We start from the raw sequence: 18,375 nt of genomic DNA on the forward strand, positions 1-18,375 counted from the left end.
TGGAAGAGGATATTGTCTTGATGCAGAAACAGGATAGCACACACCGCCAAAAAGGTCAGCACTTAACATCACTCGAGCGCGGAAAAGTGGCCGGATTCCGCCAAGCTGGGAAGTCCAATCGTTGGATTGCTGCTGAAATTGGCGTCTGCCCGCAGACCATTAATAATGAAATCAAGCGAGGTACAGTAGATCAGGTCAAGAAGAGTAATGGCAAGCGCGTCTACCATCGACAATACCTGCCAGAGGCTGCTCAGGCTCGTTACGAGACTGCACGCTTGAGCTGCCATCGTCCTGACAAGTTCGCCAGCGTACAGGTCTTCTTAGCCTGGTACGTACAGCGAGCTAAGCAGGACAAATGGTCGCCGGATGCTTCAATCGGCTATGCCAAGCGACACAAGCTGTTTACTCCTGAAGAGCTTGTTTGTGCCTCGACTTTGTACCAGTACATTGACGACCAACGCCTAGAGATTCGAAATATCGACCTGTTGGAGAAGACTAAGCGGAAGACCTCTCACCAGCACCACACCAAGGCTAAGCGCCTGGCTGGCCGCAGTATCGAGGAACGGCCTAAGGTCGTTGAACGACGCAGGCAGTTCGGTCACTGGGAGATGGATACCATTGTCGGTAAACGCAATGGCAAGGAGAGCGTCATCTTGACTCTGATTGAGCGCAAGACCCGTTGCCAACTTCTCCGCTTGATCGAAGGACGAGATGCAGACTCTGTGAGCTATGCATTGCGTGGAATCAAGCGCGAATGGGGAGCTTGCATCAAGACCATCACAGCCGACAACGGACCCGAGTTCACCGCCTTAAATACTGCTTTTGCTGGGACGGAAACTGAGATCTTCTACGCCCATCCTTACACGTCCTGCGACCGTGGCACCAACGAGGCACATAACCGGATGATCCGCCAGGACTTCCCTAAGGGCATGTCCCTAGATGACATTAGCCCTAGTCAAGTGCAGGCCACGCAAGACCGCTTGAATCAGTTGCCTCGCAAACAACAGGGCTACTGCACACCCCAGCAAAACTTTGAGGCCGAAGCTCGGCGCGTTCGCCGCATGGCCCAGTAGTCTCTCTAGCGCCACAACTTCTATTTGATAACGGCCTGTTCTGGGATTGTCCTCAACGACTGGCTAACTTGTTCTTGCAATTTACGATAATGTTTTGTGTGTCATCATCTGCATTATCTGACTGAATGTTCATCAATGAAGCACGTGCCTGCGGAGATAATCCAAGACTTTCTGCAAGACTTTTAACTTTTGCTGTACTATCATTTAGTACTCCACATGCTGGGTTCTTACGCCCATTTGCCAGAACTATGCCACTCTTCATTACCTGCTCATATGCCAAACGGCGAATGGCAATTTGCTCACACAAACTACTTACGATTTGCTTGTCTGACTGCTTTACTAAACCTGAATGATTTAGAATCGGTGTCAACTCAGTCCATGCTTGATAAGCTATACCCTTTAAATATCTTGGCGGTGTTGGCTGTAACGTCTGCCAATCTTGTGTTTCATTCATCAATTTTTCCGTTCGTGCACGCTGATCCGCACGATCTGCTTCATCATTTGTTATTTTCATCTTTCTACCCACTTTGCCTGTACCCCCCTTTCATTTCTTTCCAAAGAAAAAGCTTGTATATCAGCACCTGTAGGCCTTCTTGCGCTGCTTGCCATATTCATCTACTGTACTTTTGTAAGCATGGCAAATGCCGGTATATCAACGTTTGAAGGCTATGACGTGACCCATATAAAATATTTTTATAATTACACATTTTTGGAGAGAAGACCACTTTGTTATGTGAGGTCCCTCTCTACGCCTACGGGGGCGGGTGTTACAGCTTTTTAACTTTTTGAATGTGTTATTTAATATTTGTTGTCCATTATTTATTGTTTATGGTTCATCATTTTAAATTCTAATGGGTTAAGCGATGGCTGTGCAAGGCAATCAATTGTCGCCTGCTGTACCCTGCATATATATATACGTAATGAGTGCGCCATTTTTTGTCTTGGCATAGAAAAAGAGCCAACCCTTGGCTGACCCTTGCTTATGTATAAAGGTGACACAACATGGAGCTAACTCTCTATTTGCTTAAAACGTCTTTTTAAAGTTGTTTCACTTATTCCAGTTATTCTTCTAATTCTTCTATACGAAAGATTTTTTTCGCGAAGCCTAAATGCTTTTCTGATATCATCTTCAGAATATGTATTTGGACGTCCCTCTTTGAAGTGAGGGTTGTGCGCTCTGGCATATTGTTTTCCTTCTTGAGTTCTTGAAACTATCATGTCTCGTTCAAATTGTGCAAAAGCTGAGAATACTGTAAACACAAGTCTACCTGTTGGAGTGTTATCAATGGTTCCTAAATTCAGAATCATTACTGAAATATTCTTGTCAAACAGTCGCTGAATCACTTCTAGTGCTTCTTTGGTATTTCGTGCGAATCTGTCAAGTTTTGTTACAATCAGCTTGTCACCTGGTTGCATCAAGCAAATCATTTCTTTAAAAGCAGGTCTTACCATAGTTGTTCCAGTGTACTTTTCTGAGTAAATCCTTATTGCTCCTGCCTGCTTTAACGTTTGTATTTGGACACTTAGATTCTGTCCGTCAGTGCTTACACGTGCATATCCATAAATCATAAATACACCTCGATCAATAAAAAAAGCAGTCCGCAATTTTAAGTTGCAGACTGCTTCCATTTCTTAAACAATGAAACTATATCACAGAGTTATAAAGAAGTCTATCCCCTGAAAATGAATAGTTTGTTAGAAAAACGCAGTCTGTCATGGTACTATTAACCTCATTCCTTGCTAACAGAGATTCATACTACAACTTAAAAGTTATGGACGATCTCATAAGGAGGAATATTTATGTCACAAACTGGAAACTTAGGAAGATCCGCAGCTTTAGTGGGAGCTGCCACTTTACCTGTAACTGGTGAACATATTTTTAACTTTTTGCCAATAGTTGGAAGTGTTTTAATTTTAGCTATTGCACTTTTTAGTGGGTACAATTTTTTCCTTAGAAAATGGTATAACGTTAAATGATTGGTTCGAGTCTTCAACCATACATTTATAGCCTAAATATTTTCATTCTATGTATGAGTGCATTAGGCTTATTGAGGATGTTTATCACTTTCTGGTTTGCAAATGTGTATGACTATCAGTTTATAAAATACAGATATGCTCATCACAGGAGGATAAAGCGTTTTAGTCCTTCAATATCAGTTATTGTTCCCGCTTTTAATGAAGAAAAGGCCATAATCCAAACACTGGCCTCAATTTGCAGAAGTACTTATAAAAAAATCAGCATTGTAGTAGTTGATGATGGTTCGTCTGATAACACAGCTATTTTGGTCAAAGAATTTATCGAAGTTCATCCTGATAATGATATCAAACTGATTCAGCAACCAAACTCAGGAAAGTCTGTAGCAATCAATAACGCCCTGTTTAATTATGACAATTCTGTCCTAACAATGGTTCTCGATGCCGATTCTCTCCTAAAAGAAGATGCCATAGAGAAAATGGTCAAATGGTTTTTGAACCCCAAAATAGTCGCACTTGCTATGAACGTGAAGATGTTAACCTTACCAACCTTTATTGGAGAATGCCAGCGTTTTGAATTCATAAGTGCTTATAGAGGTAAATGCGCTGAACACGTCTTGAAAACGCTTTACATCATAGGAGGCATTGGGTCTACTTTTAGAACAGATAAGCTTAAAAATATTGGTGGATACGACACGAACACTCCGACCGAAGACATTGATCTGACTTTAAAACTTCTCTCTAGGTATGGTAATAAAGATAACATTATAGGATATGCCAATGATGCAGTAGCCTATACCCAACCTGTGAAAAAGTTTAAATCTTTGATCAAACAGAGATATCGTTGGAAATATGGACGCTTCATAGCATTCGTAAAATATCACAATTTATTTTTCAACATGGATAAAAAGTTTAGTAAGATGCTAACTTTTTTCCAGTTGCCGCTTGCAGTTTTCCAGGAACTATTTATGCTTGTAGAACCTTTTGTGTATTTGTATTTATTATTTGTTACAATTTATTTCCAAGATTTAGGAATGTTTATTGCGATGGTGTCTTACGTGTTTGTAGTTATTTCATTATCAGTAACAGCTTCGAGAGAATCGTTAAAATCAAAGTTGTTGCTTCTGTGTACCGCACCATTCAATTTTTTTCTTTCTTACATTTTGACAATTGTTGAATATGTTTCATTGATTAACTCTATACTTCACTTACATTCTATAGTTGACTATAATAACAACCATGCAAATTGGAGTCATGTAGAGCGCCTATGAACGCATATGAGGTATGCAGTAATTTCCTCATATTTTATAAAACTTTACCCTAAACGGCTTTTCAAAGGAAAAGCCGTTTTTTGAATATGTTAAATCATACCCATCAACCTTATCGTCATTGAATGTATAAGTTCTTGTCTTCCATTACCACTTGCCAGCCGGCATCTTTTACCTCGTCCGTAAGTTGACTAATTGCTTCATTGTTTAAATCTGCCAGCTGGATAGTAATCAGTCCAGTGTCGCATCCACGCGTCATTAGCCTGTCGTTAATTATTTGCCTATACTCCATTAAATCCTCACTAGCTTCAATGACTTCTGTGGGTGTCAAGATTTGACCACTAGGTTGCTCTCCCTGTGCCAAGTATTCAACATTATCTTTAAAATCATCATCATTGCCATTCATTGTTTGTTACCTCTTTTTTCTCTGACGAATTGTCAACTCAAGTGCAACTTTTTACCCATGAAGACTTCTGATGGCGTCTTCCAGCCTAAGACCTTGCGTGGTCGATTATTCAGTTGTTCAATGTAAGTCTCAATTTCCTGGTCGCTCTGAAGGTCTAGGTCTGTGTTCTTGGGAAAGTATTCTCTAATCAGTCCGTTGGTGTTTTCGTTAGTTCCTCGTTGTTGAGGCGCGTGTGGGTCAGGAAAGAAGACCTTTGTATTCAGACGTTCTGCCAGCTCCCTGTACCGGGCAAACTCCCTTCCACGGTCAGGAGTCACTGTTCTTACTCGGTTAGCTGGTAAGGCACCAAGCAGCTCAATCATGACGTCTCTAACAGTGTCAGCTTTTGCGTTGGCCGTTCGCTTCGAAAGCAGATAGCGTGATTTACGGTCAACTAATGTTACTAATGCAGAGTGTCCTGTTTTACCGCGTACTGTATCGCCTTCCCAGTGACCAAACCAGCTGCGATTTTCTGCCGACCGGGGTCGGTCGTGAATTGATGGCACGTCATTGAAGCGCCCCCGGCGTTCATTTATGGTGCCTTTGATTTTGCGCGTCTTGCCTCGGTGTCGAAGCAGCCTTGGTAGCCCGCGAGCACCATGGCTCTTCAATGGAACGCCGAGATTATCTAGGTAGATACCTCTGTAGATAGTCGAATAGCTGATGCGAATAGGACTGCCTTCTAGTGACAAGCGACCGGCAATCTGCTCAGGGGACCAATGTAGCACCGTGATATATCGAATGACAGCGTCACGAGTCCCCGGTCGATCGAGGATCCGAGGACGCCTGCTAGCCAAGCGAACCCGCCGGTAGCGGTCCTGAGCGGTGGCTGCCGAATAGCTCCGCCAGCCGCCGTTACGTGCAATTTCACGGCTGACTGTACTCTTGGAACGACCTATCTCTTTGGCGATGGTATCAAGAGTTTTGCCTGTAGAGATACCAAGCAGTATCGATTCACGGTCTTTTAAGATAAGATGGGTGTACGGACTCATAGTCGAGTTCTCCTTGTAGTTGGTCTTGTGGTGATTCCATTTTACAAGGACTCAGGCTATGAGTCTTTTCTATTTGACTAATTTGTTGCACTTGAATTGTAAATCCGTCCTCAAAACTTTCGTCCAAAATGTGCGATCCAAATGTTTCAATTTGGTGTCCCCGTGTGTTTGCTGACTGATTATCTGTTCTAGCTTTGTCTTCCTAAAGTGACACTTGTAGCACAAGCACCATAGGTTGGCTGAATCTAATGCTTGCTCTGGTGAACACCGTCTTGGCACGATATGGTCGACTATCTTTCGCTCTTGAACAATGTTGCCACACACTTGACAGGTTGCTCCATCACGGGCATATGTGGCGTCTCGTACCTTTGTCCACCTTGATGAATGGTAAAATGCTTTTGCAACTGGGTCTCGCTCTGTTTGGTCGTACCTTTTGCCCTTGCTTGATTTGACTGCCGTTGCCAACTTTGACCGCCTGTAGCTGGCCTTCTTGGCTTGCCATTGCTGCTCATGTATGGCCTTATGCTTTGCACAGTACCTTTCAGAAACTGGCACTATTGCATGGCATAACGGCTCATTGCATTCATGCACCTGTTGCTTCTTTCGCTTATTCAAAATGGCAAGTCGCTATCCTTAACAAGCCCATTTAATTTTGTACTAAGCGAGTTAACCGTTGCATCACTCAGCTGTGGTGATGAATCCCTTGATGCATCATTGTGTGGCTTAGTGGAGAGCAAATAGAAATGATTAACCACCACACTCCACCCAAAGCGCACCTCACCATTTTCATCTGCATATTTGCTGGTCTTAATTGAGCCAACAATGCCAATCTTGTCACCCTTGCTTGTTAACCGGTTAAAGTTTTCCGCTTGATGTCCAAAAAGTGTGATGGGTATAAAGTCAGTGTCAATCTTGTCACTTGATTTATAGATTCGCTTGATGGCCAACAGACTTGTTAAAACACCATTGCCAATTTTGGGGTCCATTGCGATGCGTCCAATTGCTGAGTAATTATTCATGATTTGTTCTCCTATCTAATTCCTGTTCCAACTTTATGTATTTTGTGTGCATCAATTCATTAAAGGTGTATTTATCTTTGCCTGAGTTGACAAAATCCTTTAATACTTTGACTTGAAACTTGATTAATGAGTTATCAACAACTTGATTTATGTATTCTTCATGTTGACCAATAAAAGCCTGCACATCGTCATCAGTAGTGTCTAGGTCGGCCATTAGGTCATCCCATTCGGTAAGTATGTGCAATTCCTTTGTGTGGCTGTTAGGTTGCTTCGGTTGCCTATGCGGATGGCAATACTTGCACACCTTATTTAACTTGCTATTGAATTGCCTTGGTGACTGGTTGAAGTTCACCATCGTTTCCCGTTGCCCAACCCTGAGCACACTTTCTGCCCAAGTCCTAGTGTTAGCATTCTTAAACAGCTCTGGTAGCCTTTCTAGTGCTTCCAATACTTCACTTTGGTTACTTACATGTGGCTCCATTCCTGCCAGCATCTGGGACTTGGTAAGCTCTCTGGCGGCATCCTTATTGACACGTCTGTAATAATCCTTGGCAGCGTACTTGATGCGCCACTTTAGGCTCGGCAGGTCACGTTGTATAGCAAGGGTCACATATTTGTCAGTCCATGTACGAAGCCGGTGACTAAGGAGTTCAATCAGAAGCTCCTGGCTTGCGTCTCTTTGGCTCATGCGTAGCTCATAAGCCAGCTTTGAAGCGTTACTGAGGAAGGCTGGCGTTGATATAAGCTCCTTTATTGTCTTTTCATTCAGCAACTTACTTGTCGCCACCTTTGTTTACCAGAGGGTCAATGATTGCTGTTGCTAGGCAAATAAGCAAAAGTGTCAACCAGTAAGTGCCAATGTTAGCCCATGGCAATTGTGTGATACCTGCGATGTTTGCAATTGTTAGGAACCAGCCGACTGAGTTAAGAACGTTAAATGCGAAATTATCTTTGTTTTCCATGTGTATGTACTTTCTTTCTTGTTTATGGTATGGTATTAATTGGGGTGCGGGACACTAATTTTCATTTTACAAAAGAAAAGTAAAAAGGCTTGTTAAGGTGTAACGTGCCATTAGCTGACCCTGCTACTGATGTGTTGCTTAACCCATTTGCCTCTGCTGCTGACTTGATGCTACGGTATTCTTGAAATGAACCGTCATCGTTCACTTTCCGAACCGAACGACCATGCCCACCAGCTGATTTCATCAATTTTTGACGATGCACTTTGTTCAAGTTGTCTTTGCGCGTTATAAACTCTAGGTTAGAAGCGCAGTTGTTCAACTTGTTGTCATCAATATGTGAGACTTCTTTAAGTTTCCACTTATTGTCACAGAATGTAAGAGCAATCAGCCTATGCACGCCTGTAAATAATGCCTTATTGTCATCTTTCACCACATGAACAGCTTTATAACCACAATTATTTACACGTTGCAAAAGCGGCCTATTGAATTTCCGGCTATAAACCATGCCAGACTGACTAACTGCATAATGGCTAAAAGGTGCTGGGCATTGTACTACTTCTGGCAAATATGGGCTGTTTAGAGGCAACTTATCACCAATTTGATATAAGTCACGCAGGTCAACCTTTGCAACAATAACAGCTATCGCTTCAAAATCAACATATGGCTCTTTTTCAATTGTATTCATTACTTTTTCTCCTGTCGTTTTATCCTATATAATCTATTATATCACGTTTTTACTTTTTCCTAAGCTTTCAGCTACTGTCCTATTCTATTTTCTATCTCACTCTTCTACTACAAGCAATTTTTCACTTGAGTGGATATTTTCAAACCCTGTTAAGTTATACCCTTGACTCACCACATCTGGTTTTTTTAGTTTAATCAGGTGAAGCGGCTTGTATTGGCACAACTGATTGATATAAAGCCTTGCTTGTACAGTTGATATGTCCAAATCATTTCTTAGTCTGTCCACTACGTTGTTGAGCGTTGCAAGGGGAGCTAAACCCTTACTTTTAACTGCTTGCTGAAATCTAGCAATCGTGGCTTCATCAACGCCACTATTAACCAACGGGAAAAACTTCTTTGTATTTTCGATACCCAAAATTTTCTCAATAATGGCTTTAGAAACACGAGTGGTTAAATCAAGTCTTAAGTTATCAGTTATTAATTTTGGGTCTGATTGGTCAAAGTCATTCAAAATGAACACATTGTGTTTTCGGACTGTTACCCCATTTTTGTTTACTGTTGCCAACTTTAAACCGGCTGTTGTTAACTCACTGTCCATTGCCAGCCTGATGAAACCAGCTATTTGTAACAGTTGTAAAGCATTGTATACTTTATTACGAGTTGCATGCTGTGGATACTTTAGCATCGAGTTAATGATGTCCCATGATAAATAAACACCGCGGCCAGCAGTTTTTACAAGTGGTGCTCCAGCAAACTGATTAACAGTTGCATAGTTAATGGCTCTCCAACAATCAAGGAGCAACTTTTTATCATCTCTTCGTAAATCTGCTTTGCTCGTTGGAACAAATAAATCCTTTGCTTCCCTAGGGCACTTAGAACGCTTGGTTGGCAACTGCTTAATATTTGATTCTACAATTGCACAGGCTTGGCGGTAGTCCTTTCTCTGTAATATCTCTGGATAGAAAGCCTTAAGGAAAGCTGGTAGCTTTTCTGCTGACAAGCACTCTAAAAGTGCTGGGACAGCATTGGTTGTGCTATTGTGCGTAGATAGCAGCTTCCTCCCATTTACCTTGTGTTCTGAAGCACCCAAAATCTTCCCTGAACTAATTGTGTTAAGTAGTTCGTTAAGACGTGATTTCTTGGATGTTCGAGTGGTGCTGTGCTTAGTCAGCAATGCAACTGTATCAATATTATTTTGCCAATCTGCTAATAATTCTCTATTCCCATACATCATGTTTTTTCTCCTTGTTTTCTCTTATAATCATCATAGCACGTTTTTTAACTTTTAAGGTAGTCAAATGCTTTCAAACATGTGTCAATAATACTTATTCATTTCCTCTTACACTTATAAATATAGTGTTTTGCCTCATTTATAAGCGCTTACAAACCTTTTTAAGATTTCTTAACATTTTCTTAACATTTGAGCCTATTAAATCAGCTTTCCTAAATTTGCCAATAAAAAAAAAGAGGCCTCACATAAGACCCGATTAACAACTCTGTTTAAAGCTACCCGTGCTTGATAAATGTGTACATTTTGCTCACAAGCAAAATACATGCCCTAAATGGCTTAGCATCAGTAGTTGTAAGTGCAAACATGGTCTATTTGGCATGCACAATAAAGTACTTGTACTAACACATGCAAAACAGCAAGCTGTCTTTGATGTTTAGAGCGTACAAATGTTTTCACCGTGGTTAACAAGTGTCTACACATGTTGCCTTGACAAATCATGTCAGGTTGGAATTTACAAAACTTTTACAAAACTTTTACACATAATTTACATAAAACGGAATCTTGAGCTAACAATGCTTGATAAAAGTGTGCATTTTCAAGGTCTTGAAAAAACAGGCTAAAATCATTTTCATATCAGTACTTGTAAGCGTAAACATGGTCTATTTTATGGGATACATATCTTTTCATACTAGTGCTTGAAAATAGCAAGCTCTTTTCAATCCCCAGTAAACAAAAAGTAAAACCTGTACAAATGTTTTCACAAGGGTTACAAGTGTCTACACATGTTTTCCATGGTCAATCAGTGTCACTCTGGCTTCGCCTTCGTTCCACCAGAATTGAAAAGTTTAACACAAGTGAGACATGGCCGACTGACGTTTTTTGTCAGTTGGTTATGTTGAGGTATCCAGCAACCATGCTGGTGAGGGGAGAAGCGGTCTTTGCTTCGGGGGCGAGTAGCCCCATACCCTTGTAACAACTGAAAAAAGTATCAACAAGGGTTAACCAGTGTATTCATAGTAAGCAGCAAAGACCGCTGCTGGCTTCGCCCCACCGCAAGCGGCGGTACCCTATAACCTTCATTGCCTGAAGGTTAACGAAAGGCTTGAAGGTCTCACCTGATAAAAACCATCAGTCTTACCTTCAAAAGCAAAACCTAATAACTATTATTAAAAGAGTTACAAGTGTTCATCAGTGTTAACAAGGGTTGCATGTGTTACTATGGTCAATCAGGTTTAACAAGTGTGTACCCATGCTTATAGCAATTTTAAAATGGAAAAGTGTAAACAAGTGTTTACCATGGTTTACTCTATTCATCAGTGTCAGCAAGGTTTACACATGTTTGTCCTATTCATCAGTGTTAACAAGGGTTAAAGGTTCCAATCAGGATTACAAGTGTTTACACATGACTATGGGTCCTTCAAAATGGAAAAGGGTTACAAGTGTTCATCAGTGTTAAAAAAGTGTCAGCAAGGGTTTACTCCATTCCATCAGTGTTAACAAGTGTCTACCGTGTTTATAGCAATTTCAAAATGGAAATAAGGGTTAAAAGATTGAGTACGCCTTGTGAATATTTGAGCATTATATCCTTTATTGTCCACTCTTTAAAACGCAAGTTATGCCAAGCCTATTCCACTTTAGACACATGATGCACAATTGTACCAATCTGTTACAGAATTGCTTAGAGAGCCAATGTGAGCCTTCTAGGGGTACTGTAGAAGCTGATGGCCTCTTCCGTGCACACCAGTATGCCTCTTTGTTCCACTTGTTAAACTTCATTAGTTACACCAGTGTGACCCTTTGTCCTACCCTGTTGGCTTCTTAATGCTCTAGTAACCCCTTTGCCTACAATGACAATAAGGGAGCACTAGGACGGCTTAGAGAGCTAATATGAGCCTTCTATGGGTATCCCATGGTGTCCAATTCAAATCACAATGGTGCCCACTTTCCAATCAGGTGTCACAGGCAGACACTCTTGTGATGCTCACTATTAGGCCATATAAGGAAGTCTGGAAGAATAGGCACAATTACACATGCTGGGTACTAAAGGCGCTTAGAGAGCAAGTGTGAGCCTTATAGGGGCACGTGGTAGTTAATTAGCTTGTGCATAGGGGAATGAAGCACAGCTAGCTCACTTAATGTGCTAGCTAACACCCTCTGCACAAGCTAGGTGGCAAATTGGTATAGCTACTTTTAAGGCACAAAAATAGCCCTACCTGTGACGGTAAGGCTAAAGGTTGTTAGCCATTGCTATCCGGAAGGTTTAACTTCTTTACAAATTCAGAGTATGAACTATCCAACACAACAAGTTCTTGTGCCACATTTACTGCATACTGATGATCGAAATCATTAAAGGTCTGCAGCATCTCAGTCAATTTTTTCTCTATATTTTCCTGCTTCTTGTAATGGTTGACTGTCTTTAACAACCCTTTTGCCATAACGGATGGCTTATTGCCCTTCATTCCCTTTTCAATCACTAAGTTCAAAAAGTCTGAATCCATTGAATCTGAGTTTTCCATTTTGTGTTCTCCTTTCTCGATTGAATCATGGCAATGCTAACTCTTAATTTAAATTTCCTCAAATTGTTTTAGGGAAATCTTGGCACAAAAATAGCCCTACCTGTGCTGGTAAGACTAACATGCCTGCTGGCGTTATTTTGTATTTCTAAATCATATGTGATCTCATGTTATCTAGGTGCCGAATAAAATCATGAAAACATCCATGAAACAAGCCACTTTTTCAGCTATTTGGGTTACTCTAAACACCCTTAAACAAGTATATTTAGTGACGAAACCATAGTTAAACTACTAGATGCGCGGTTCCACCCTACTTCAAGCAGTTACAAAACCTGCCTGCAGCTTCATCATTTGGTTCGAAAACGCCAATCACATCGACCGCCACCAGGCTTACACTATCCCTGACTCGCTGAAGTTCAGTACCGATATGACCCTTTTTCTCATCACCGATTCAATTTTCTTAATAATTATAGCATCGCGGTAGGTGCTGTCAAGCGACTTTCTGAAAACAGAGCGTGAACTGGCGCGGTTAGAAGTCGGAGTGTAAGTGACCTCAGGTGTGATAGCCCGGGCTTGGCCATTGCGCCTGAGGTCCTTACACGCAGACTTTTGCGCCAGTAAACGCGTTTCAGAAAATGGACATGTCAACCAACCACTTCAATAAAAACTAATTAATCCCAGATAACTGATCAATGCTTGACTTGCTGTTATGCCAAAGTTCCTCAGGTGTATAAGTATCCTTTTCAAAAAGCGTCACCTTGCCATCGGATTCAATCCGGGCATTGGCACCGAGCCATTCCCAAGTCGGTGCCACAAAAAAGTTAACCCGTTTGCCCTTACCCTTGCTTGGCGACCATGAGGATACATAATTATCGATAAAATGTGTCCGCATGAACCGCATTTGCCCGTTATCAAACTCGATTTGCAGTATGTTTGCGCCCATCCAGACTTTGACAGCTCTGGGTAATGTCTCTGCCATGCTCGCCACCCCTTTTAAAACACCTGCTGAAATCATCTTCACCCAAGAATCATCAATTACGAAACCGCTTACTTATCTTCAATCTACCATAAACACGTGGAAAAACAATGACTATTCTCGATGCTCGTTGTCCGACTGGGAGTCGTTGGGTTGATGCGCGTCCGGCAGGCGATCCTGCCAGTGATTCATTTGGTCGATAAACCGCTTGGCCTTGGGGGTCACGCCGACCATATCGGTATAAATGACATCCAGAATGCGTTTTAGCTCAGCTTTGGTGGCAGGTTTAACGTCAATGTGTTTAACCTGACCCAGATTCAACGTACTGAAGCGGCGCAGATAAAAGATCGCGCGGGCACTGGCATGAAGCCGATGGGGATCTTTATCCCAGTGACGCTGGCAGAGTAAACCGCCATAGCTTTCAGAAAAATCAAGTGGCAAGTCAGTGCGGCCGTCGATCACACAACCGCGCCAATTGGGCTCCACGCCGTACGCTTTCAGCATCTGAACTTCGATCACGTTGGCAATAATTTGCGGATCAAGACCGGTATCAATCAAATGCAAAGCTTGCTTAATCTGATTAAACCAAAACCCGACTGGCTGTCCATCCGGATAAGCCAGATCGAGCAATCCAAAAATGTACGATGCATAGGCGTTTAGCGTGATATCGGTTGAAATTTGCCGGTATTGCGTGGCATTTTTAATTGCGGACAAATACGAGAGGCCTGACTCACGAATCTCGCCGATGTAGTCGGCATGCGTAAATGGCAAAATACCAGCAGCTAAAGTAAAACCGGGCTTGCGTGCCCGGTTCAACAGAAACATTTTCTTACCGAACTGATCGGTTAAAATTTTAACCAACATGTCGGAATCGCGATAATTTTGGCGGGACATCACAAGTCCCTCAAAGGTTTGCGCTTGCTTTACCATTACCGCAGATCCTTTGTGTTATAGCCAAGGGATTTGAGGTAAGCGTTATTGTCGCGCCAGTTTTTCTGGACGCGAACCCACAGCTTCAAGTTCACCTTATCGCCCAGTAAATTCTCAATGTCTCGGCGTGCTCGAATACCGATTTGCTTCAGCATTTGCCCACCGCGACCGATAATGATGCCTTTTTGACTGTCGCGTTCGACAATAATGTACGCCTCAATCTGCAGCTTGCCGCCTTCGCGATCTTTCATGCGCTCGATCTGAACAGCTGTGGCATGCGGCACCTCATCGCGGGTAAGTTCGAGGACTTTCTCCCGAATCAATTCACCCACGACGAAATATTCCGGATGGTCGGTCAGCTGATCTTCCGGATAATATTGCGGCCCGACCGGCAAGGCTGCGGTCAACGAGGTCAATAAGTCATCGACATTGTTACCCATGGTTGCGCTGATCGGGAAGACCTGGGCGAAGTCATAATCATGCTGATAGCTTTCGATAAGAGGTAAAAGATCGTCCGGTTTAACCAAATCGATTTTATTCAGAATTAAATAAACCGGCTTCTTCACCTCGGCCAGTTGCCGCATAATATAGGCATCACCGGCACCTTTTTGCTCATCCGCAGCGACCATGAACAAAATAGCATCAACCTGATTCAGGGTTGACAATGCCGCTTTATCCATGTAGTCATCAAGTTCATTTTTAGGCTTATGAATCCCGGGCGTGTCGACAAACACAATCTGGGCATCTGGCGTCGTATAGATGCCGTTGATTTTATTTCGTGTTGTCTGGGCCTTAGGTGACATAATGGCAATCTTTTCACCCAAAATCCGATTCATGAAAGTTGATTTGCCGACATTTGGTCGACCGATAATGGCCACAAAGCCAGAATGATGTTCGCTCACGCGTTTAAGTCTCCTTTCGAAAATGCTCCCGGCAGTAATGCTTGCGGCGTTGTTTGCTGCGAATCGCCGCGAACGTTGGCCAGCGTGATAACTGCATCGGCTGGAAAGAACTCGCTGATGACTTGCCGGCATGCCCCACAAGGTGAAACCGGGCCTTCCGTGTCGGCGATCACCAGTAATTCATCCAGTTTGGTATAGCCAGCGCTCACAGCCGCAAAAATCGCACTCCGCTCAACGCAATTACTTAGGCCGTAACTGGCATTTTCGATGTTGGCGCCAGAAAAAATCCGGTCACCAACCCGGACAGCCGCGCCGACCGCAAAATGGGAATAATGAACATACGCATTTTCGCGTGCTGCCAAGGCAGCGGTACGTAAAACAGACAACATTACCAACTCCTCAAAAGGTCTAACAACGGTGGCCCAAAAACATAAACGCCGGCGACTACGGCGATTAAGGATACCAGCAAAACGGCGCCAGCACTCATATCCTTAATTTTTTTTGCCCGTAAATCATAGTGTTCCCCAATAATGAAGTCCACCAGATTTTCAACAATGGTATTCAATAATTCGCCTAAGAAAACCAGCAGAATGGCTAAAATCAGGACGAACCAAGAAAATGGCGGTACTTTTAGCCAGATACCGGCAATAATCACCAAAGCCGCGCTGGTAAATTCGCGTTTGAAATTATTTTCGTCGACAAAAAAGACGCGCAGCCCATCGAGCGCGTGGCGGGCGCTTTGGATAAAATGCTTATTTTTGCCGATCTGTTTATCGGGTAAGGCCATAAGCTGCCAGAATTTTCTTTTGAAGCGGAATCATCACGGCTTCATCTTCCGGCTTAATGTGATCATAGCCGTTTAGATGTAAGAAGCCGTGAACCACCGTGTACCCCAGCTCGCGCTCAAAGCTGTGGCCATACTCCTTGGCGTGGCGGCGAACCGTCAGCGGATCAATAAACAGATCACCAATGTTCTTTGCCATGCCCGGAAGTAGCGGCAGATCGTCTTCGCCATCTTCAATCGCAAAACTAATGACATCCGTCGCGCGATCGGTGTCGCGATATTTCCGATTAATTTCCTGAATGTCATCATCACCGACAATCGTGATGGACATTTCGGTATCAGTTGGCAATTTTAACTGTTGTCCGCAAAAAACAACCAATTTCTGAATCAGATCATGATGTTGTGCGTCTAATAAATGATCATCATCGTATAATTCTAAGTCCATCGCTTACCCCTTTGTCCGTTTCTGCAGCTGTAAGTCGTGTTTGCCGTACGCTTCGATAATCTTGGCAACGACCGGATGCCGCACGACGTCTTGTGATGAAAATTGCGTAAAGGCAATGTGGCTAATCCCTTTTAGCAGTTGTTCCGCCTGTAGCAGACCGCTTTTGGCATTATTTGGCAAATCGATTTGCGTGATGTCGCCGTTGACGATCATTTTTGAGCCGAAACCAAGACGTGTTAGAAACATTTTCATTTGTGCCTGCGTTGTATTCTGTGCTTCATCAAGAATGGCAAAAGCGTTGTCGAGTGTGCGGCCGCGCATATAGGCTAACGGCGCGATTTCAATGACGCCGCGATCCATTAACCGATCAGTGTGTTCTTTGCCCAAAACGGCGTACAACGCATCATAAACCGGGCGCAGATAAGGATCGATCTTTTCTTTGAGGTCACCGGGAAGAAAGCCCAGACTTTCCCCTGCTTCGACGGCCGGCCGCGTCAAAATAATCCGCTCCACTTGTCCGGCCTTCATCGCGGCAACGGCCATGACTACAGCTAAGAAAGTTTTCCCTGTCCCGGCAGGACCGATCCCGAAAGTAATATCGTTATGCTTGATCGCATCGACATATTGGCGTTGGCCAAAATTTTTAACCCGAATCGGCTGGCCTTTAGCGTCCCGCAGCAAGGTTTCGCTATACATATCAGCAAAATACTCTAATGTCCCGCGTTTTGCCATGGCAACCGCACTGGCAATATCCTGCGGTGACAACTTAATGCCCTGCGACAACAACTTACTCGTTGCTTCCAGCAGTTGCAAAGTCAAACTAACCGTCTCCGATTCGCCGCTAATGCGCAATTCGTCCCCAAAAGGCGAAATACGCACGTTCAAGCCTTCTTCAATCAACGTCAAATTAGCATCATTAATGCCGACAAGGTTAATCGCCATGTCGGGATTACTAAGTCGGAAAATTTTCTCCGAGGTTTCCTGTGCCAAATATTGGCCCCCTAACAAATATTTTAAGCGGTAAAGATGGTATTAGTTTAGCATATTTTAAGAGCGTGAGCAGGCCCGGTTAGAAACCGGAGTGTAAGTGGCCTCAGACCTAAATGGCTGGTCTTTGGCCATTTAGGTCTGAGGTCCTTACACGCAGGTTTCTGGGCCTGCGAACGCGTTTCCGCAGCAGTATCGATCATACTTCTTCTGAGGAACAGCACAGTTTTGGCCTTTTAGCCATTTAGGTCTGAGGTCCTTACACGTAGATTTCTGCGACTGTGAGCGCGTTTCTGCGCCAGAAAGCCACAGTTCCTTAAACTTGGCCCATATACATCACAAACAAGTCGATTTTTACGACCACACCCGCCACGCGCAATTACCACAATAAAAAGCCGGTGCTAACACCGGCTTTGTCGTTAACTAAGTTTTTCTTTTACCACGCTGCTGACGAGACCGCCATCAGCTTGGCCTTTAACCTTGGGCATCAACGTCTTCATCACCTTGCCAAAGTCTTGCTTACCTGTGGCTCCGACTTCTTTGATTGTTGCATCAACGATGTCGGCAACTTCGGCTTTGCTTAACTGAGCTGGCAGAAAACGTTCCACAACCTTGATTTCAGCTTCGGTTTCCTGAACCAGATCATCACGGCCGCCTTTTTTGAATTCCGAAACGCTTTCCTTGCGCTGTTTTAATTCCGTCGCAAAAACGCTCTTTTCTTCATCCTCGGAAAGCTCATGACCGACTTTGATCTTTTCATTGACCAACGCTGTTTTCAACATCCGGACGACGCTCAACGTTACCTTGTCCTTGGCTAACATGCTTTGTTTCATCTGAGCATTAAGCTCATCCATTAAAGCCACTATTCACCAAGTCCTTTATTAATACTTCTTACGCTTACGCGCAGCTTCTGACTTCAGCTTGCGGCGTACGCTAGGCTTCTCGTAGAATTCACGCTTGCGGTATTCAGCGAGTGTACCAGACTTGGATACAGTACGCTTAAAGCGCCGAAGAGCGTCATCGAGAGATTCGTTTTTCTTAACAACTGTCTTAGCCATGTGATATCCCTCCCTCCGACACTTGTGTAACCACTGACGGATATCATAGCCAATAGTTCGTTTATTAGTATACAAAACTGATAACCACGCGTCAATAAGCGATTTCAGTTTTTTATATAAACTGTCGACCGC

General features: G+C 43.2%; 23 protein-coding genes. 3 read left to right on the forward strand and 20 right to left on the reverse strand.

What is annotated here, in order from left to right; genetic code table 11:
- Positions 1 to 20 precede the first annotated feature (20 nt).
- Complete coding sequence (locus LBCZ_RS07130) at positions 21 to 1,073, forward strand: IS30 family transposase (protein WP_010620018.1); 1,053 nt, start codon at positions 21 to 23, stop codon at positions 1,071 to 1,073.
- Between the two features lie 52 nt (positions 1,074 to 1,125).
- On the opposite strand, the gene LBCZ_RS07135 is transcribed toward LBCZ_RS07130, so the two are convergent.
- Both LBCZ_RS07135 and LBCZ_RS07140 read right to left on the reverse strand, forming a co-directional pair.
- Positions 1,126 to 1,587, reverse strand: a complete 462-nt coding sequence (locus tag LBCZ_RS07135; RefSeq protein WP_225423315.1) for a phage terminase small subunit P27 family — start codon at positions 1,585 to 1,587, stop codon at positions 1,126 to 1,128.
- A gap of 494 nt (positions 1,588 to 2,081) precedes the next feature.
- A complete protein-coding gene (locus tag LBCZ_RS07140) occupies positions 2,082 to 2,642 on the reverse strand; it encodes a recombinase family protein (RefSeq protein WP_025013623.1) in 561 nt (186 codons plus the stop codon).
- A gap of 231 nt (positions 2,643 to 2,873) precedes the next feature.
- Here LBCZ_RS07140 and LBCZ_RS15580 point away from each other — a divergent pair, with 231 nt between their 5' ends.
- Together LBCZ_RS15580 and LBCZ_RS16375 are read left to right on the forward strand one after the other, a co-directional pair.
- Positions 2,874 to 3,050, forward strand: a complete 177-nt coding sequence (locus LBCZ_RS15580) for an LPXTG cell wall anchor domain-containing protein (RefSeq protein ID WP_107750381.1) — start codon at positions 2,874 to 2,876, stop codon at positions 3,048 to 3,050.
- Between the two features lie 77 nt (positions 3,051 to 3,127).
- On the forward strand, positions 3,128 to 4,318 hold the full coding sequence (locus tag LBCZ_RS16375; RefSeq protein ID WP_225421701.1) for a glycosyltransferase family 2 protein: 1,191 nt from the start codon (positions 3,128 to 3,130) through the stop codon (positions 4,316 to 4,318).
- Between the two features lie 115 nt (positions 4,319 to 4,433).
- Here the strand turns inward: LBCZ_RS16375 and LBCZ_RS07150 are convergent, their stop codons facing one another.
- The 18 genes from LBCZ_RS07150 to rpsU form a co-directional block, all read right to left on the reverse strand.
- Entirely contained in the window at positions 4,434 to 4,721 is a 288-nt protein-coding gene (locus LBCZ_RS07150; RefSeq protein ID WP_025013625.1) for a hypothetical protein, read from the reverse strand.
- Positions 4,722 to 4,753: 32 nt separating this feature from the next.
- Positions 4,754 to 5,752, reverse strand: a complete 999-nt coding sequence (locus LBCZ_RS07155; RefSeq protein ID WP_025013626.1) for an IS30 family transposase — start codon at positions 5,750 to 5,752, stop codon at positions 4,754 to 4,756.
- A gap of 69 nt (positions 5,753 to 5,821) precedes the next feature.
- Positions 5,822 to 6,343, reverse strand: a complete 522-nt coding sequence (locus LBCZ_RS16615) for an HNH endonuclease (RefSeq protein ID WP_025013627.1) — start codon at positions 6,341 to 6,343, stop codon at positions 5,822 to 5,824.
- Positions 6,344 to 6,363: 20 nt separating this feature from the next.
- Positions 6,364 to 6,771 carry a single-stranded DNA-binding protein gene (locus LBCZ_RS07165; protein ID WP_025013628.1) on the reverse strand — a complete coding sequence of 136 codons (408 nt, stop codon included), beginning with the start codon at positions 6,769 to 6,771 and terminating at the stop codon, positions 6,364 to 6,366.
- The gene (locus LBCZ_RS07170) at positions 6,764 to 7,543 is read right to left on the reverse strand and encodes a hypothetical protein (protein WP_025013629.1); all 780 of its coding nucleotides are present in this window, start codon (positions 7,541 to 7,543) and stop codon (positions 6,764 to 6,766) included. Before LBCZ_RS07170 ends, LBCZ_RS07165 begins: the two co-directional genes overlap by 8 nt.
- Position 7,544: 1 nt before the next feature.
- Positions 7,545 to 7,733 (reverse strand): hypothetical protein, encoded by a 189-nt coding sequence (locus LBCZ_RS07175; protein WP_025013630.1) that lies wholly within the window; start codon positions 7,731 to 7,733, stop codon positions 7,545 to 7,547.
- A 61-nt stretch (positions 7,734 to 7,794) separates the two neighbouring features.
- The gene (locus LBCZ_RS14325; protein WP_052253342.1) at positions 7,795 to 8,418 is read right to left on the reverse strand and encodes an HNH endonuclease family protein; all 624 of its coding nucleotides are present in this window, start codon (positions 8,416 to 8,418) and stop codon (positions 7,795 to 7,797) included.
- Between the two features lie 96 nt (positions 8,419 to 8,514).
- Complete coding sequence (locus LBCZ_RS07185) at positions 8,515 to 9,651, reverse strand: hypothetical protein (protein WP_025013631.1); 1,137 nt, start codon at positions 9,649 to 9,651, stop codon at positions 8,515 to 8,517.
- A 2,234-nt stretch (positions 9,652 to 11,885) separates the two neighbouring features.
- On the reverse strand, positions 11,886 to 12,164 hold the full coding sequence (locus LBCZ_RS07190; RefSeq protein WP_025013632.1) for a hypothetical protein: 279 nt from the start codon (positions 12,162 to 12,164) through the stop codon (positions 11,886 to 11,888).
- A gap of 664 nt (positions 12,165 to 12,828) precedes the next feature.
- A complete protein-coding gene (locus tag LBCZ_RS07195) occupies positions 12,829 to 13,140 on the reverse strand; it encodes a hypothetical protein (protein WP_025013633.1) in 312 nt (103 codons plus the stop codon).
- 111 nt (positions 13,141 to 13,251) lie between these two features.
- A complete protein-coding gene (gene recO, locus LBCZ_RS07200) occupies positions 13,252 to 14,067 on the reverse strand; it encodes a DNA repair protein RecO (RefSeq protein ID WP_025013634.1) in 816 nt (271 codons plus the stop codon).
- Positions 14,067 to 14,969: a GTPase Era gene (gene era / locus LBCZ_RS07205; RefSeq protein ID WP_039639053.1), complete on the reverse strand. Its 903-nt coding sequence runs from the start codon at positions 14,967 to 14,969 to the stop codon at positions 14,067 to 14,069. Before era ends, recO begins: the two co-directional genes overlap by 1 nt.
- Positions 14,966 to 15,355 carry a cytidine deaminase gene (locus tag LBCZ_RS07210; protein ID WP_025013636.1) on the reverse strand — a complete coding sequence of 130 codons (390 nt, stop codon included), beginning with the start codon at positions 15,353 to 15,355 and terminating at the stop codon, positions 14,966 to 14,968. Before LBCZ_RS07210 ends, era begins: the two co-directional genes overlap by 4 nt.
- A gap of 2 nt (positions 15,356 to 15,357) precedes the next feature.
- Positions 15,358 to 15,756 (reverse strand): diacylglycerol kinase family protein, encoded by a 399-nt coding sequence (locus LBCZ_RS07215; RefSeq protein ID WP_025013637.1) that lies wholly within the window; start codon positions 15,754 to 15,756, stop codon positions 15,358 to 15,360.
- Complete coding sequence (ybeY, locus tag LBCZ_RS07220) at positions 15,740 to 16,198, reverse strand: rRNA maturation RNase YbeY (RefSeq protein WP_025013638.1); 459 nt, start codon at positions 16,196 to 16,198, stop codon at positions 15,740 to 15,742. The genes LBCZ_RS07215 and ybeY overlap by 17 nt, the downstream gene beginning before the upstream one ends.
- Positions 16,199 to 16,201: 3 nt before the next feature.
- Complete coding sequence (locus tag LBCZ_RS07225) at positions 16,202 to 17,188, reverse strand: PhoH family protein (RefSeq protein ID WP_025013639.1); 987 nt, start codon at positions 17,186 to 17,188, stop codon at positions 16,202 to 16,204.
- Positions 17,189 to 17,604: 416 nt separating this feature from the next.
- A complete protein-coding gene (locus LBCZ_RS07230; protein ID WP_171020834.1) occupies positions 17,605 to 18,039 on the reverse strand; it encodes a GatB/YqeY domain-containing protein in 435 nt (144 codons plus the stop codon).
- A 27-nt stretch (positions 18,040 to 18,066) separates the two neighbouring features.
- Positions 18,067 to 18,243 carry a 30S ribosomal protein S21 gene (gene rpsU / locus LBCZ_RS07235; protein WP_005687665.1) on the reverse strand — a complete coding sequence of 59 codons (177 nt, stop codon included), beginning with the start codon at positions 18,241 to 18,243 and terminating at the stop codon, positions 18,067 to 18,069.
- Between the last annotated feature and the right edge of the window lie 132 nt (positions 18,244 to 18,375).

This window comes from Lacticaseibacillus casei DSM 20011 = JCM 1134 = ATCC 393 (assembly GCF_000829055.1).
Taxonomy (GTDB): domain Bacteria; phylum Bacillota; class Bacilli; order Lactobacillales; family Lactobacillaceae; genus Lacticaseibacillus; species Lacticaseibacillus casei.

Excerpts from the sequence above, each read along its gene's own strand:
- LBCZ_RS07130 (WP_010620018.1), top strand. The coding sequence starts at position 21 with ATGCAGAAACAGGATAGCACACACCGCCAAAAAGGTCAGCACTTAACA.
- LBCZ_RS07135 (WP_225423315.1), bottom strand. The coding sequence starts at position 1,587 with ATGAAAATAACAAATGATGAAGCAGATCGTGCGGATCAGCGTGCACGA.
- LBCZ_RS07140 (WP_025013623.1), bottom strand. The coding sequence starts at position 2,642 with ATGATTTATGGATATGCACGTGTAAGCACTGACGGACAGAATCTAAGT.
- LBCZ_RS15580 (WP_107750381.1), top strand. The coding sequence starts at position 2,874 with ATGTCACAAACTGGAAACTTAGGAAGATCCGCAGCTTTAGTGGGAGCT.
- LBCZ_RS16375 (WP_225421701.1), top strand. The coding sequence starts at position 3,128 with ATGTTTATCACTTTCTGGTTTGCAAATGTGTATGACTATCAGTTTATA.
- LBCZ_RS07150 (WP_025013625.1), bottom strand. The coding sequence starts at position 4,721 with ATGAATGGCAATGATGATGATTTTAAAGATAATGTTGAATACTTGGCA.
- LBCZ_RS07155 (WP_025013626.1), bottom strand. The coding sequence starts at position 5,752 with ATGAGTCCGTACACCCATCTTATCTTAAAAGACCGTGAATCGATACTG.
- LBCZ_RS07165 (WP_025013628.1), bottom strand. The coding sequence starts at position 6,771 with ATGAATAATTACTCAGCAATTGGACGCATCGCAATGGACCCCAAAATT.
- LBCZ_RS07175 (WP_025013630.1), bottom strand. The coding sequence starts at position 7,733 with ATGGAAAACAAAGATAATTTCGCATTTAACGTTCTTAACTCAGTCGGC.
- LBCZ_RS14325 (WP_052253342.1), bottom strand. The coding sequence starts at position 8,418 with ATGAATACAATTGAAAAAGAGCCATATGTTGATTTTGAAGCGATAGCT.
- LBCZ_RS07185 (WP_025013631.1), bottom strand. The coding sequence starts at position 9,651 with ATGATGTATGGGAATAGAGAATTATTAGCAGATTGGCAAAATAATATT.
- LBCZ_RS07190 (WP_025013632.1), bottom strand. The coding sequence starts at position 12,164 with ATGGAAAACTCAGATTCAATGGATTCAGACTTTTTGAACTTAGTGATT.
- LBCZ_RS07195 (WP_025013633.1), bottom strand. The coding sequence starts at position 13,140 with ATGGCAGAGACATTACCCAGAGCTGTCAAAGTCTGGATGGGCGCAAAC.
- recO (WP_025013634.1), bottom strand. The coding sequence starts at position 14,067 with ATGGTAAAGCAAGCGCAAACCTTTGAGGGACTTGTGATGTCCCGCCAA.
- LBCZ_RS07215 (WP_025013637.1), bottom strand. The coding sequence starts at position 15,756 with ATGGCCTTACCCGATAAACAGATCGGCAAAAATAAGCATTTTATCCAA.
- ybeY (WP_025013638.1), bottom strand. The coding sequence starts at position 16,198 with ATGGACTTAGAATTATACGATGATGATCATTTATTAGACGCACAACAT.
- LBCZ_RS07230 (WP_171020834.1), bottom strand. The coding sequence starts at position 18,039 with ATGGATGAGCTTAATGCTCAGATGAAACAAAGCATGTTAGCCAAGGAC.
- rpsU (WP_005687665.1), bottom strand. The coding sequence starts at position 18,243 with ATGGCTAAGACAGTTGTTAAGAAAAACGAATCTCTCGATGACGCTCTT.